Raw genomic sequence first — 16,648 nt, 5'->3', positions numbered from 1 at the left:
AATAACGAATAAAGATGAGAAAACTTTTATTAAATAGTTGGTTAATAGCGGTACTTTGCGTGTTGTCGTTAGAAGTGTCCGCAGCCGGTCAGAGTGAGAAAGAAGTTTCTGTCATTCCTTACCCCAAACATATCCGGATGAAGCAGGGAGTATTTGAACTCACTTCCCAAACAGCCTTTGTTGCCGGTACGGAAGAGGTGAAACGCATTGCCGGGTATTTTAGGGAGCAGATGAAACGTTCCACCGGATACCCGTTCCCAATCTGGAATAATGGTAAAGAAAGCAACACGCAGGGAAACAAAGCGTACGAAAACAGCATAACATTGAAGATAGACACCACCTTGCCCTTAAACGAAGAAGGTTATCGGCTGGATGTAGCCAATCATAAAATCGACGTGACAGGCAAGAGCCTGCGCGGACTCTTTTATGGGATGCAGACCTTGATGCAACTCTTTCCGCCTGCCATCCAGAATCCCCATAAAGTAGAAAATATACATTGGGGTCTTCCCTGCGTTTCCATAGAAGACGAACCGCGTTTTGCTTATCGCGGCATGATGCTTGATGTCTGCCGTTATTTTGTGGATGTGGATTTCATCAAGAAGCAACTCGACTTGATGGCAATGTTCAAGATGAACTATTTCCATTGGCATCTGACGGACGACCACTTGTGGACGATTGAAGTGAAAAAATATCCTTTGCTGACAGAGGTAGGCTCCGTTCGTCATAATATAGACGGAAGTATCTGCCGGGGCTTTTACACCCAGGAACAAATAAAAGAAGTGGTAGCATATGCCGCCGCCCGTCAAATCACCGTTATTCCGGAGATAGAACTTCCCGGTCATGCACTTGCCGCAATTACGGCGTATCCCGAACTATCCTGTATAGAGGGACCTTTCCGGCTTCGCAACCAGTGGGGAGTGGAAGACAACGTATATTGTGCGGGAAACGACCGTGTCTTCGACTTTCTGGAAGATGTGATTGATGAGGTTGTCCCTCTTTTTCCCGGTAAGTATTTCCATATCGGGGGAGACGAATGCCCCAAGACTCATTGGAAACGCTGCCGGAAATGTCAGAAACGGATGCGGGACGAACATCTGAAAAATGAGCACGAACTGCAAAGTTATTTTGTGCACCGTGCGGAAGCGATGCTTCTGAAACATGGAAAGGCAATGATTGGCTGGGACGAGATATTGGAAGGCGGGCTGGCTCCCACAGCCACTGTCATGTCATGGACAGGAGAAGAGGGGGGGATTACGGCTGCCAATATGGGACACGATGTCATTATGACTCCCCTGCAATACGCCTACTATGATTATAACGGGCAGGGTGCGCCGGAAGTGGAGCCTGTGGCTATCGGTTATGGCATTTCCCTCGAAAAGGCGTACCACTATGAGCCTGTGGCAGCTAGAATATCTCCTGACAAGCAGCACCACATACTTGGTGCGCAAGCTAACCTTTGGACGGAGTATTCGCCTACTCCGGAACATACGGAATACTTGCTGTACCCCCGTCTGCTCGCAATGGCAGAGCTGACATGGACGCAAAAGTCCCGCAAGGATTTCGCTTCTTTTGTCCGTCGCCTTGATAACCAGCACCCTCGTTTGGATGCGTACAATGTCAATTATCACATACCTTTGCCCGAAGGGCCTCAGTCGGACTATGTAGCGGTGATAGACAAAACATCTCTCTCATTTCGTAACAGCCGCAATCTGGACATGGTATATACGCTTGACGGAAGTACGCCTACTGCGCAATCTGCGCTCTACACGGCTCCACTATCGTTCACAAACGATGCCGTCCTGAAAATAGCGACCCGTCTTCCTTCCGGTAAGTTGAGTCGTACACGGACAATAACTGTCAGAAAAGAAACAGTGCGTCCTGCATTGACTGATACTAAGAAATTGCTTCCCGGTGCAGAACTATTACGCGTTTCCGGCAAGTATTACTACGTCACAGACCTGCTGGATGCAGGTTGGGGCAATCCGGAGATTGTTTCTGACTTCAACCTGGATATTGCTCCCGAAGCGAACGGCGCTTTTCTCTATCGGGGATATTTCAAAGTTCCCGCTGATGGTGTGTATTATATGACCACAGAGATGGACGAACTGAAAATAGACGGTGAATTGCTGATTAGCAATAGCGGCAAACTAATCCGCCATTCGGTAAGCCGTAAATCAATTGCCTTGGAGAAAGGCGTGCATTCATTTGAATTAATCTATATCAATAGCAATATAGGCGGTTTTCATCGTTACTGGAACAACCGCGGTTTCCGCTTAATCAATGAAAAGGGAGAATTATCGTATCCGCAACTATATCATGCCGAAGAAGATTACTTTGTAAAACATCTCCGGTTTCCGGCAGACGCCACCTTGGAACAGAAAGTGGATATGGCAGCCCGTCTGGTTCCCACTCCGGAGCAGTTGAACTGGCAGCAACTGGAGCTGACTGCTTTCCTGCACTTCGGCATTAACACTTTCACGGGTAATGAATGGGGAGACGGCAAAGAAGACCCCGCCCTTTTCAATCCTTCCGGGTTGGATGCCGAACAATGGGTTCGGACGTTGAAAGATGCAGGATTCAAAATGGTAGTCCTCACTGCCAAACATCACGACGGTTTTTGCCTGTGGCCTACGAAAACGACTCTTCATTCTGTTGCTTCCTCTCCTTGGAAACAGGGGAAAGGGGATGTTGTGAAAGAACTTCGTCAGGCATGCGACAAATACGGTATGAAGTTCGGTGTTTATCTTTCTCCGTGGGACAGGAATGCTGCTTGTTATGGGGATTCTCCGAAATACAACGCTTTCTTTGTCCGCCAGCTTACTGAGTTGCTGACTAATTATGGGGAAGTGCACGAAGTATGGTTCGACGGAGCCAACGGCGAAGGGCCTAACGGCAAGAAGCAGGTCTACGACTGGGATACTTATTATAAAACCATCCGCCGCCTGCAACCCAAAGCTGTTGCGGCTATCATGGGCGATGATGTGCGTTGGGTAGGCAACGAGAAAGGTATTGGCCGTGAAACCGAATGGGGAGCTACGGTACGTACTCCGAGTATTTACAGCCGTGCTGCCGAAAACAACAAATATCTCGGAATCTCCAGCACCACCAATGATTTGGGCAGTCGCAGGATATTGGCGAAAGCCCGTGAGTTGTTCTGGTATCCGTCGGAAGTGGACGTATCTATCCGTCCGGGGTGGTTTTACCATAAAGAACAGGATGCACAAGTGAAAACACTGAAACACTTGATGGAAATCTATTATCAATCCGTGGGCTACAACTCTGTTCTTCTGCTCAATATCCCGCCGGATAAACGGGGACTTATCAGCGAAGCGGATGCCGCCCGGCTGAAAGAATTTGCCGAATGCAGAAATCATATATTCGCATCGGACAAGATAAAAGACGGAATGAACCTATGGTGTGCCGCACCGCAAGACAGCCGGATTTATCAGTTGGAACAGGAAACTTCTGTCAACGTAATAATGTTGCAGGAAGACATCGGTAAAGGACAGCGGGTGGAGAAGTTCACAGTAGAGGCGCTGACGCCCGAAGGATGGCAAATCGTAGGACAGGGAACCACAATTGGCTATAAACGATTGCTGCGTATCCCTACCGTGAAAGCCAATAAAATCCGGGTGACTATCGACGAATGTCGCTTGACAGCCAACGTATCCCGGATAGCAGCCTACTATGCCGGTCCGCTGCAAGACGAATCACCGCAGGCAGCACAAGAAAGTATGTCCAAAGATGCCTGGCGTCTGTTGTCATCATCTCCTGTCACGATTGACTTGGGAGAGCAGACTGTTATTGCAGGATTTACATACGCTCCCGCAGGAGCCGAAGCAAAGCCGACCACTGCTTTCCGCTATAAATTTCAGATAAGTAACGATGGGAAGACATGGACAGAAGTACTGACCAATGGCGAGTTCAGTAATATCATCAATAACCCCGTTCCGCAAACGGTGCAATTCAAAGATAAAGTATCTACTCGCTTCATCCGTTTGGATGCTACCTCTTTGAATGGCAATCCGGCACAGGTTTCGATAGAAGAATTGTCGGTGCGATAAGACATACAATTAATAAGCTGATGTTTGCTCAACAAAGGGTAAACATCAGTATGAAATAAAAAAACATGCAAATAAAACATTTTGTCTATGCAGGCATCATTGCCCTGTATGGATGCACTTCTAACAACTATGAGAGTCGAGCTTGGGAGACAGCAAAGAGTTCGACAAGTAACCAAACAGAGCTAACCTCTTTCTTGGAACACTATAAACTTTCCGGCGACAGTGAAAAGTATGAAGCTGCTTGTTTCCTGGTTAGTAATATGCCAGGCAAGCATTCGGCAGGAGAGAATATCGTTTATGATATTGACGTTGTAAAGTCCGATTCTTTGATTTCTTCTTTAGAGGAATCGTTCCTGTTGAAAGAAGAATCTTCTTTTCTGAAAGATTATAGCTTTGAGCAATTCTTAGAATACATTCTTCCCTATAGAATAGTAGACGAGCCTCTGGAATATTACTGGAAGCAGGATTGTAAACGGCATTTTAGGTCTGCGAATATGGTTGATATCATTCAAGCAGCAAAAGATATCAATTCTCAAGTGAAGTTAAACCTTTCTCCGGCAAATAATGGAGAACTTCCACAATCTTATTCTTCTCTTATTCGCAACGGATATGGTAAATGTGACGATCGATCCGCGTTATTAGTCATGGCTTTGAGGGCATCCGGAATACCATGTTCCTATGAGTTTGTTCCTTATTGGGGGAGCAGTAATAATGGACATTCCTTTGTTTCGGTTATCCTGCCTGACGGGAAAATCTATCCGTTGCCAAATACAGATAAAGTGACAAACGATGCTTATTTGTCACGAAAGACACCTAAAATATATCGTAAAGTCTACAGTGTACAGACAACGGAAGGAAGAACTTCTGATGTTCCCGATTTATTCCTATATAATGATATTGTCGATGTCACGGAATTACATCAGATAGGTTCGCGTAATGTACAAATATCAGTAGACAAATCCAAGACAACAGATACTAACTATTTATCCGTCTTTTCACCTGCCGGTTGGATACCGGTTGCTTCTTCCACTTCTACTACATTCTCGTATGTGGGGACAGGAGTAAAGGTGACTGATGATGGTAAGAAAGAAGCAATTGACCTTGGTGACGGGATAGTCTATCTGCCTGTTCAATGGAAAAAAGGAGAGCTTTTTCCTGTAGCCAATCCGGTGGTAGTAACCGGAAATTCGGTTCGGGAAATATCGTTGGATACCTTTCGTTGTGAGAAGGTGGTGTTGAAACGTAAGTTTCCCTTGAATATGCGTATTGTCGATTTTGCCAAGACAATGGTGATGGGGAGATTTGAAGGAGCCAATCAATCCGACTTCTCGGATGCAGAAGAAATTTATAGAATAACGGAGATACCGGAAAGCAAGATACAGAAAGTAAATATAAGCACGGATAAGGCTTTTCGATATGTGCGTTATTTAAGACTTAAAGGAACATTCAGTATAGCCGAATTTTCTGTTTATCATTCAGATGGAACACCTGTATCGTTTCGTCCTATAGCTTGTGAAGCCATTCAGGATGATAGTGCAATGATGAATGTCTTTGATGGAAATCCCCTCACTTATTATCAGGTTGGTGGCGGTGTGGATATGTGGGTCGGGGTTGATTTGTATAAATCAGTTCGGATAGGGGCACTTGGCTTTGCCCCGCGTAATGATGATAATGCTATCATTTCTACAGATACTTACGAACTGTTTTATTGGAACGGCGAATGGAAAAGTTTGGGGCGGAAAAAAACTGAAGGAGATAGCCTTATTTATGATAAAGTTCCTGAAAATGCCCTGTTATGGCTTCGAAATCTGACAAAGGGACGTGAAGAACGTCCTTTCACATACGAAAATGGCCGCCAGATATGGTGGTAAATATATTCTAACTTTTAATTATTAACTTATGAGAAAAATTATTTTTTCCCTGGCTTTGCTTCTGACAGGAGGCATAGGCTATGCACAAACAAGAAATGTGCAGAACACAGATGTAGGTAAGCACAAAGAGTATGTAATGAAGACGTATGGGGTGGATGCTGAAAAGGCGGATGCTTACGAAGAAATTCTAACGTCTTTAAATCGGGAGAATGATGGGTTGAAGAGTCGGAAGATGACTTCTCAACAGTTCCGAACAGAGCAAAGCAAATTGTACAAGAGGTACGGAACAATCATTAATCAGACCTTTTATGGCGGTAAATATCGTACTTGGAGTTACTGTACCCAAGATGGGGAACGTTACCAGATGTTGAGTGACAATCGTCTCATTCCTTACAATAAGATGCGTACATTGTATGAAATGGAGAGAGAGCAATTTAAAGAACATAATGCGTTATGGAAAGGGACGGATGAAGAGTCCGTGAAGTATGAAAAAGAGAATGAGATGAATAGAAAGCATAAAGAGCGCATTGTTTTGAAAAGAAGATGATGCAAGGTAGCACAAATACTCGTACAGGTGGAAAAATGAGTAAGACATCTCTGTCTCCGCAGGATTTTACTCCAAAGTGGGATAATGTAGTTGGTTCTGCTCAAAGGAATTTGGCGGGTTATGACATTTCAATAGAGACAAACACCCGATATCAGGTTACATCTTATGATTTTAAAGGAGGAGTAGCACGTGTCAGTGTAGTGCCTGTTTCTCAAAAACTTATTATAGTGAAAGATGTTGAGACGGAAGCCTTGGGGCAATACATCCTCACTCTTATACCTACTAAAGATTGCTATGTAAAACACAAAAAGAATATTTGTGACTTGTTTATCAATTGCAGTGATAAAGCTTGTTTCTCTGGTGTAGCTATCTATACGAATCCTCTGAATGGTCGTCTTGTGAGGGTTAATCGCTATATCGACGGTGTGAAAATGCAGGGCGTTTTTATACCGGGTGATATGGAAACCCTTGGACAGCGAGTAAAGGTTTTGCGTTCAATATTGGAAGGAATGACTTTCAGACGTATGGCTGTTGCCACTACCCGTTTTGGCGAATGGGATTATGGAGATGGATATCCTTCTTTACCCCCTTTGCCTGATAATGACGACTGGAACTATGGATTAGGCAATTATACAGATTTGGGAGACGGTTACTTTTGGGATGAAGATAATAATGAGATTTTGTATGATTCCGATGGGGACGGAAAACCGGATAGCGTATGGATTCCTCCAGTGGATATTACGCCTGATACCCCTGGTGGAACTGGTCAACCGGAGCAACCCGGCGTGCCTGGTGGAACTGGCGGCGAGACTGTACCGCCTATTGGTCCTGGTGAACCTTTCGATCCAGGCGAAGGGACTGATCCGGTATTTCCAGTTGACCCGGACCCAATACCTGATGTTTGTCCACTTTGTGGTAGTATAGGTTGTGGTGGAAGTTGTGTTGGAGATCTACCTCAACCTACTCCGCCGACAGAACCTGGCGAACCTATTGGACCGGATACTACTATGATAGCAAAAAAGTTGTTTAGAAATTCTAAGATGATAGAATCTAATTGGATAATAGCCAATGAGAAAATTCTACAAATAACGAATACTTGCATTGGTGATAAATTAATAAAAGAACTGCTTGGAGTGTTGGATGGCAAAACACTTAAATTAGATTTTATTAATGAAGGAGACTCTAAATTTGATCCAGGTTTTGGTGGTATTAAATTGAGAACGAATGCTGAAAGTAGTTATTTGTTTCATGAAATGTTTCATGCATTACAATCTTATACAGAACAGGAAACATGGAATGGAGCTAATTTAAATTTGGAATTTGAGGCACACTTTGCTCAACAAATATTCATTGAACAGATGTCTGAAAATGAATGGAAGTTATGGAAAGAAAGAACAAAATTTGATTCTCGTTGGAAAGCAGTTCGTGATTTAAAAAATTATATTGATAATCATGGAAGGCTACTACCTGGAATAACGGAAAATGATTTACAGGATGAATTTATGAAGCATACAATAGATGGATTTCGAAGAGTCGGCTATGATAATCTTGATTATTCTTGGTTATCTAGCAGGAAAGGTTCCAAAAATTTATCTAATATACAAAAAATAACAATTGATTGTAATAAATAAAAGAATGAATATGAAACAGATTATGATATTAATAACTTTTTTGATTTATACTATAAGTATGATGTCACAAACTAATTACTATGCTGTTACGAAGACATTTCATGAGCAAGGTTATACCTATCAATGTGATGTTGTATCACGTTCTGTAACTCTGTACAATAAAAATAATAAATGGACATATACTCCACAGGTGATAAAAAGTACGGGTGAAATATTTTATGTTACTCCAGAAAATTATGTTCCTGTATTGGTGGAAGATGCTATTGGGGACGCTTCTGATAAGAAAATGGAATTAGCTATGAAGAATGCTTTTGTAAAGTATAAGGAGCATTTGAAAAGACGCGAGGTAATTATAACAGTATGTGTTAATTCAGAAACGGGAAAAATAGATGAGGTTTATTATACCTTTACAAATGCTGGACCTTATGCTACTATTCCTGTTTCAGTATTTCGTGAATTGGAAACAAAATTAGTGGGTTTACAATACACTTTGAGCCCATTAGCTAAAACATTTAATTATGTATATCGTTGGGAAGCTTTTTCATTTTAAAATAAGAGATTTATATTTAGTATAAATTGATAAATAGAATTCGATAAAGAAGATGACGCACAAATGGGCATCTTCTTTATCTCTATTCAAAGTCTGTTTGAGTAAAATAATTATAAAAAAGATTATTATGAAATTCATAAAACAAAATGTTAGATTTTCCATAATATTAGTTTCGATATTATTTGCTGGTAACATTCATGCCCAGTCATTAAACGATGTGATATTATTACGCCAACGCAGTGATATTCAAGGCAAATGGGAAAGAAATAATCTGAGAAATTTGGACTTGAATTATTACAATGAGGATTTTTGCGATTACTATTTGTATCGCGAAATGGATGAGTCTTATAACCTGTCTCCGGGAAAGAATACGGTATATACTAAAGATTTTGAATCGAAAGTAGACAATTCGTTTAAAGAGTGGGGTTACTATTATCTTTGTCGTGGCAAATTCCCTGACAAATTTAAGATTACTACTCCTTATGCGTTACCTGTGAAAAGTGGTAAAAAGATTAATTGGGAAACTGACATGAGGGAATCACGAAAGACTATGAGGTTTCGTTTGAACGAACGAGATACAATTTATGCAACAAGGGGTGGGGTTGTTTGCAGAATACATCATCCCGACCATTTGCTCATATACCATGCCGACAATACTTTTTCCATATATATTTTCATGGCTGAAATTCTTGTTCAGCCGGGAGAGGCTATACTGACCGGACAGCCTATAGGATTGGCCGGTAGTAACGGCATATCAATTTCTTTTTTCTTCCTGGACAAAAATAAATTCACAGGAGAGAAGTTTAACGGCTATCCTTATTCTCATTTCATTCCGATGTTCCGTACGGCTGAAGGAGACGTGAAGCTTAAGGAAAGGTCTTATTATCAGGCATTGACTGATGATGAACTTATCATGCAGGACATGGATAAGCGCGAAAAGAAAAAATATTTGAAACAGAAATCTACGAAATGACATTATGCGTATATCATTAATTCTTTTGTCACTGTTTATTTTTTGTGTTCAACTCTGCGGACAGGTATTGCAGATTGAATATAACGGTGACCCTCTGTCTGAAGAGGAGCGTGGAAAAATAGAAAAGATGTTTGTGCACGAAGCTGAATTTTATTCGCAATTCGGATTGCCCGATACTCTGACTATTGTTCACCTCTATATGTTTGAGAAGAAGGAAGCGGCTAAGATATTTCTAAAAAGTATTGGTGTAACAACATGGGAAAAAGTGGCCGGCTTGTATGTGACAGCTCAGAATAAGATTGTAATATTGGGAGCGGAAAATGGACGTAAAAGAACTCTTTCCATTATTTATCACGAGCTTAGTCATCATTTCGCTAGACATATAATAGGGGTACATATTCCTAAATGGTTTAATGAAGGTTTGGCCAGATATTTTGAGAATAGCGTGATAACAAAGAAAGGAGTCCGGCATTCACTTACGGATTATGAATTTGGTAGAATCCGCTCAATGTATATGTTGGGAGAAATTAATCTTCTTGAGTTTATAAATGGTCTGCGAGATGAATTTATGATTGAAGAATTTACTAATGAGGGGTATTCTTACACGCTCTCACATGCGCTTGTCGCGTTTTGGATTGAAGAACTACCTGGAGATATGCTGAAAAGGTTTGTGTACTCTCTGAAAGATGTGGATGATTCATCAACAATTTCTGAACGAATAGACAAAATCTATTCAGGAGGATTCAAGCAGTTTGAAAAAGACTTTGCAGATTTTATCCATAATGATGATTGAGTAGAGTTACTTTTGTAGTGATGAATTGATATTTTAAAACTAGTATGCATAAGATTAGCCTTTTCGGAAAAGAGACAGTAAAACTAAACTGTATAGATTGCTTGTTAGTATGTTATGTCATCATACTCATAATAAGTTTATGTATTCATCCGGAAGGTTTCAATTTGTTTGTTCTGTCAAAAGGAGCGATAGGTTGTTTTTGCTATATTGTTGCCCGGAGTTTACGTCAGAAACTGTATATATCATGGATTATTATAATTATCAGTGTTTACGAATCTTTTTTATCAGTTTGCCAGCAATTACATTGGGCAGAAAGTCTTCATCGAACTTTTGAAATAACCGGAACATTCGGTAACCCCGGACAATTGGGAATATTCATGAGTTTGGCCATTACGGTAGCATTTGGGATATTTCAAATGCAAGTCTTACATAATAAATTATTGAAACTCGTTTTGTCGGGGCTGATTTTGTTGTTTGCATACGTTCTTGTCCTGTCGGATTCTCGTGCCGGCTGGCTGGCTGCAATGATTGGTTGCGGATTTATTTGGTATAAATATAGAGGATATTTGAAAATACGGCTATGGGTGCGTTGTATATTATTGTTGATTGGAGTTCTTCTCATTATAGGTGCTTATTACTATAAACAAGATTCTGCAAATGGTCGCTTATTAATTTGGAGAATCACAGCCGACATGATAACCGATTCTCCGATAGCGGGGCATGGTATCGGAAGTTTTCCTAAAGAATATATGTACTATCAAGCCTGTTATTTTCAGAAAAATCCGGATTCACAATACAAGATATTGGCAGATAATATAATTTATCCTTATAATGAATTCTTTCTAATAGCGGTTGAACTGGGGATATTAGGGTTATTCATTGCACTTGCTATCTGCATAGTGGTGTTATTGAATGCTCTCCAAAAGGATAATCTTATATTGGGAGGTGCATTTATTGCATTTGTCATATTTTCGATGTTTTCATATCCGAGTCATACATTTTTATTATGGATAATGACTCCTTTTTTGTTGGGAGGAATGAATGTCTGGCAGGAAATCGTATGCAAATTGCCTTTGAAAAAATTTATTATATATGGTGTAAGTATTGTCTGTTTGTGCTTCTTCTCTTATGGATGTTATCGATATTACATATTAGATTCTTCTATAAAAGAGTTTTATAGAAATCCGTTCGGAGAATCGATTAGTGAATCGGAACTGTATTTCAACCGCCATAAGAAAGAGTTGGCGGCATTTCCTCATTTACTGGATATTTATGCTCAATATAGTTTCCGATATTACCCGACTTCCAAGAGTTTGGATATTATGAGATTTTCGGCAACTGTTATTCCAACTTCTGAATTGTGGTGTGACATAGGTGATTTGTATGTTGCGTGTAACTGTCTTGATGAGGCAATAAAGGCTTATCAATTGAGTGCGGACATGATTCCTTGCCGCGTAACTCCGAGATATAAATTAGCTATGCTCTACTATGAAATGGGAGATATGTTGCGTTTCCGGCTGATGGGCGAATACATCTTGAATATGGAAGTAAAAGTCGAGAGTACGGGAGTCTTGAAAATGATAGCGGAAATTAAACAGCGACTTCTGGAGAAATAAATTACTATTCTTCTATTCATCTCTTTCACACGAAGATAACTGTCATTATATAAATTGAATACTGTGAACATACAAGGGGGAAATGTTTGCTTCACAATCTTCACAGCCTTCACTGCTGAGGGAAATATATCAAGAGAGATGGACACAAAGTCTAATTCTTGTTTGCTCAATCATCCAATCCGCACATAAGCCGACTGAAGTCGGCTATCTGGTCAACTTTAGTCAGCCAATCAGACGGCTATAGTTGTCTAAGTGGACAACTGGAGTTGGCTGATATTGAAAAGACTGCTGGCTACCTGAATTATACCATAATCGGTCCTCCTTCCTTTATGTACTATGTGTCATTTTATTGCTGATATGAGTCGGAAGAATGCAAATCCTATGAGGGACGTGAAGGCGTGAAGATTGGTGAATACTGTATTTTTTGTCGTTTCTTCACCGGAACTGTCTATGAATGAGTACCTAAGGAAACCGTGATGAATGTGAATAAGAGATTTTATAATTAAGTATAACTATACTTGTTTTTTTAGTATCTTTGTTCCGTTTCTATAATACAGAATATTTATGAGATACACACATTTATACTCTTTAAATGCGCTTTTGCGGTTATGCCTTTGGTTGATAGCCGTTTTAGGAACCACCACTCTTTCTGCCCAAGACATTTCTTTCAATTACTTATCTACCGAAAACGGACTTTCTCAGTTTTCCGTCTATGCTCTGCATAAGGACGAACTCGGACGGATATGGATGGGTACGCGTGACGGGCTTAACGTGTATGACGGCAACCGGATACAATACTATAAGCATGATAAGGAAGACCAGAGTTCCCTTGTGGGTAATCTTGTGAGAGCTATTTGTGGAAACGATAAAGGAACGCTGTACATACAGACTTCGGAAGGATTATGTGAGTTTGATATGCATTCGGAAAAGTTTCATACCATCCAGAAAGGCGGAGTATATAATATTACCTATGGAGCCGATACGCTGTTTACGGGTGGAGACTGGCAGGTGAATTATTACGACCCGCAATCGCGGCAGTTGAAACCTTATTGTTCTTTGGATGTCCATCTGCTGATTGTGTCTCTGTTGAAAGACAGGGACGGTAATCTGTGGATTGGGACACGTAAAGGATTGTATTGCCTCAAAAAAGGACACAGTGTGCCGGAATGTGTATTGCCTCAAGTCTATATTTATAATCTGTATCAGGATACGTCCGGGGATATATGGATATCTGCTTGGGAGGACGGACTTTTCCACCTGTCGGACAGTGGAATAGTCAATTATACGGATGGCAGGAAAAACGGGCGGAAAGAACTTTCGTCCAATTCGGTAAGAGACTGTTGCGAAGATAATCAGGGGAATATGTGGATTGCCACCTTCAACGGTCTGAACAAGTTTGATAAGAAAACACGGAAGTTTACCTGTTATGCGCCTTCGGATATGGCGGGCAGCTTGAGTAATTCATCCGTCTATTGTATTATTAATGACCATCAAGGTACGCTGTGGGTGGGAACTTACTTCGGCGGAGTGAACTACTTTAATCCCGAATATGAAATTTATACTTATTATCGTCCCGGTATTCATGAAAGTGAAGGGCTGAACTATCCCGTCATCGGATGCATGGCGGAAGACAGGCTGGGGAATCTGTGGATTGCCACCGAAGGGGGCGGACTGAACTATTATGACCGCAGGAAGAAATGTTTCAAGTGGTATAAGCATAAAGAAGGAGCAAGCAATTCGCTGTCTCATAATAATATAAAGTCTTTGTACTATGATGCGCAGGACGATGTGCTCTGGATTGGCACTCATCAGGAAGGGATGAACAAGCTGGATATGAAAACCGACCGGATTACACAATACAGGATGCCTGAAATGGCGGGTGAAATGACATCGAATGTCGTATTGGATATTATTCCTTATGGTAGGGAACTTTTAATAGCTTCATATGACGGAGTATATCGCTTCAATCCGAAAACGGAGAAGTTTACCCTGTTGCTCGACTTGTTCTGCCATCGTTTGTTCATTGACTCACAAGGAATCCTGTGGATTGCGGTGGAAGGTAAGGGAGTGTTTTCCTATCGGTTTGATACCAGGCAACTGGTGAATTACAAATATACTCCCGAAGCGGAGAATACGATTAGCGACAATATTATTACCAGTATTATCGAAGACCGGCATCATAACCTGTGGTTCTCTACGGTCAGCTCGGGCATAGATGTCTATTACCGTGAGACGGGTAAGTTCGAGAACTTCAACGCACGCAACAACGGGCTTGGGAGCGACTGTGTTTATTCCATCACAGAATCCCAAAACGGAAAACTGTTGCTGACTACCAACCAGGGCTTTACCATCTTTGACTATTACACCAAGCTATTCTACAATCATAATAGTGAAAACGGCTTTCCTTTTACTACGCTCAACGAGAACTCACTGTATCAGTGTAAGGACGGAGAAATATTCCTGGGTGGAGTGAAAGGCATGATTTCTTTCTATGAGAAAGATTTGGATATTCCTCTCAAACCTTATAATATTATACCTGTGAGGTTATGGGTAAACGGCAATGAAGTCGGTATCAATGATGAAACCGGCATACTGAAATCTTCTCTCTATGATGCTTCTTCCATAACTTTGAAAAGCAACCATTCCGTATTGAGCATTGAATTTGCGATGACTAATTATATTGCAGCGAACAAGAACGAGCTTATTTACAAACTGGAAGGTTTCTCGGATGAGTGGGCGCAAACTCACGGGCAGAAGATGATTACCTACACCAATCTTCCCGCGGGAGATTATACGCTGATTGTCAAGGCTGCGGGTGCGAATCACGTGTACCAGTCGGAGTGCCGCCTGGCGATAACCGTCCTGCCGCCGTTCTATAAGACCGGTTGGGCTTATCTGCTATATGTCATTGTCACAGGTATTATCCTGTTCTATCTCATAAAGGCATATCGTGACCGCATCCGGTTGCAGGAGTCTTTGAAATACGAGCAGCAGCATATCCGTGATGTAGAGGAACTGAACCAGTCGAAGCTCCGTTTCTTTACCAATATTTCGCATGAGTTCCGCACTCCGCTGACCATCATCATCGGGCAGATAGAAATGCTGTTGCAAGGGCAGTCTTTCTCGCCTGCGGCTTACAATAAGTTGCTGAACATCTATAAGAATGGTTTGCAGCTACGCGAGTTGATTAGCGAGTTGCTCGATTTCCGCAAGCAGGAGCAGGGGCATATGAAGATAAAGGTGAGCAGGCATGAGCTGGTTGATTTTCTGTATGAGAATTATCTTCTTTATGTGGAGTATGCCGCTACTTGCAACGTACATTTCCGGTTCGACAAGGGAGAGGAGAAACTGGAAGTGTGGTATGACTCGCGACAGTTGCAGAAAGTGATAAACAACCTGTTGTCCAATGCATTCAAATATACGCCGAAAGGGGGGACTATCTCTTTGAATGTATATAAGAAAGGAGAAGAAGCGGTGATTGAAGTCCGTGATAGCGGTGCAGGCATCAGTCCGGAAGAGATAGAAAAGATCTTTGAACGTTTCTATCAGGTGGGCAGCGATTCGGTCGGTACACAGGGAACGGGCATCGGCCTGGCTTTGAGCAAGGGTATTATCGAACTGCATAAAGGGCGCATTGAGGTCAGCAGCCATTTGGATAAAGGTACCACCTTTACCATCTACCTGAAACTGGGAAAAGAACACTTCCTGAAAGAGCAGATTGATACGGAACCTGTAAAGGAAGAACCTTTGAGTATGCCTGCCGAACCGCAGTTGCAACTGGAACAGCAAGTAATGGACGAAGATGTACAGAACAGAATCAAAGGGGCCAAAATGCTGATTGTAGAAGACAATGCTTCTTTGAGGGAGATGCTGGCAGGCTTATTCGAACCTTATTATGAGGTTATTACCGCTCCTGATGGAGAGGAGGGATTGCAAAAGGCGCAGGAAGTGATGCCGGACATTATTATAAGTGATATTATGATGCCCAAGATGACGGGGATAGAGCTTTGCAGGCAGATAAAGGCGAACTTTGAGACGTGCCATATCCCTGTCGTACTGTTGACGGCGCGTACTGCCATCGAGCATACTATCGAAGGATTGCGGATTGGCGCGGATGATTATATCACCAAACCTTTCAATGTGAGCCTGCTGATTTCAAGATGTAATAATCTGGTGAACAGCCGCAGGGTATTGCAGGAGAAGTTCAGCAGACAGCCGCAGACACAGGTGCAGATGTTGGCTACTAATCCGATGGATAAGGATTTGCTGGATCGCACGGTTGCCATTATCGAAAAGAACCTGGATAACTCGGAGTATTCGTTGTCCGATTTGATTAAGGAGTTATACATCTCCCGTACCAACTTCTTCACCAAGATAAAGGCTATCACAGGGCAGACACCGAATGAGTTCATTTTGACTATACGTTTGAAGAAGGCCGCCTGGATGTTGAAACATGAGCTGTACCTGTCCGTTACCGAAGTTTCGGAACGTACAGGATTCAGCTCCCAGCGTTATTTCAGCCGTTGTTTCAAAGATATGTATGGTATCAGTCCGCTGTATTACCGGACGGGGAATAAGGAAGAGGAAGACAGTCGGGAGTAAA

At 41.8% G+C, this 16,648-nt stretch carries 9 protein-coding genes; all 9 read left to right on the top strand.

The window, feature by feature from the left end; genetic code table 11:
• The first annotated feature begins 14 nt into the window (after positions 1-14).
• The 9 genes from RDN93_RS10375 (at position 15) to RDN93_RS10335 (ending at position 16,647) form a co-directional block, all read left to right on the top strand.
• Positions 15-4,064, top strand: a complete 4,050-nt coding sequence (locus RDN93_RS10375; protein WP_308745451.1) for a family 20 glycosylhydrolase — start codon at positions 15-17, stop codon at positions 4,062-4,064.
• A 65-nt stretch (positions 4,065-4,129) separates the two neighbouring features.
• A complete protein-coding gene (locus RDN93_RS10370) occupies positions 4,130-5,935 on the top strand; it encodes a transglutaminase-like domain-containing protein (protein ID WP_308745450.1) in 1,806 nt (601 codons plus the stop codon).
• Positions 5,936-5,963: 28 nt separating this feature from the next.
• Complete coding sequence (locus RDN93_RS10365) at positions 5,964-6,482, top strand: hypothetical protein (RefSeq protein ID WP_308745449.1); 519 nt, start codon at positions 5,964-5,966, stop codon at positions 6,480-6,482.
• Positions 6,479-8,113, top strand: a complete 1,635-nt coding sequence (locus RDN93_RS10360; protein ID WP_308745448.1) for a hypothetical protein — start codon at positions 6,479-6,481, stop codon at positions 8,111-8,113. The genes RDN93_RS10365 and RDN93_RS10360 overlap by 4 nt, the downstream gene beginning before the upstream one ends.
• A 10-nt stretch (positions 8,114-8,123) precedes the next feature.
• Positions 8,124-8,663: a DUF5043 domain-containing protein gene (locus RDN93_RS10355; protein ID WP_308745447.1), complete on the top strand. Its 540-nt coding sequence runs from the start codon at positions 8,124-8,126 to the stop codon at positions 8,661-8,663.
• Between the two features lie 127 nt (positions 8,664-8,790).
• Complete coding sequence (locus tag RDN93_RS10350) at positions 8,791-9,636, top strand: M23 family metallopeptidase (protein ID WP_308745446.1); 846 nt, start codon at positions 8,791-8,793, stop codon at positions 9,634-9,636.
• A gap of 4 nt (positions 9,637-9,640) precedes the next feature.
• Entirely contained in the window at positions 9,641-10,429 is a 789-nt protein-coding gene (locus RDN93_RS10345; RefSeq protein ID WP_308745445.1) for a hypothetical protein, read from the top strand.
• Between the two features lie 377 nt (positions 10,430-10,806).
• Positions 10,807-12,045 (top strand): O-antigen ligase family protein, encoded by a 1,239-nt coding sequence (locus tag RDN93_RS10340; RefSeq protein ID WP_308745444.1) that lies wholly within the window; start codon positions 10,807-10,809, stop codon positions 12,043-12,045.
• Positions 12,046-12,609: 564 nt separating this feature from the next.
• Positions 12,610-16,647: a two-component regulator propeller domain-containing protein gene (locus RDN93_RS10335; RefSeq protein ID WP_308745443.1), complete on the top strand. Its 4,038-nt coding sequence runs from the start codon at positions 12,610-12,612 to the stop codon at positions 16,645-16,647.
• Position 16,648 lies beyond the last annotated feature (1 nt).

The sequence above is a fragment of the uncultured Bacteroides sp. genome (assembly GCF_902491285.1).
GTDB lineage: Bacteria > Bacteroidota > Bacteroidia > Bacteroidales > Bacteroidaceae > Bacteroides.
This window is presented reverse-complemented; position numbering and strand designations above follow the sequence as displayed.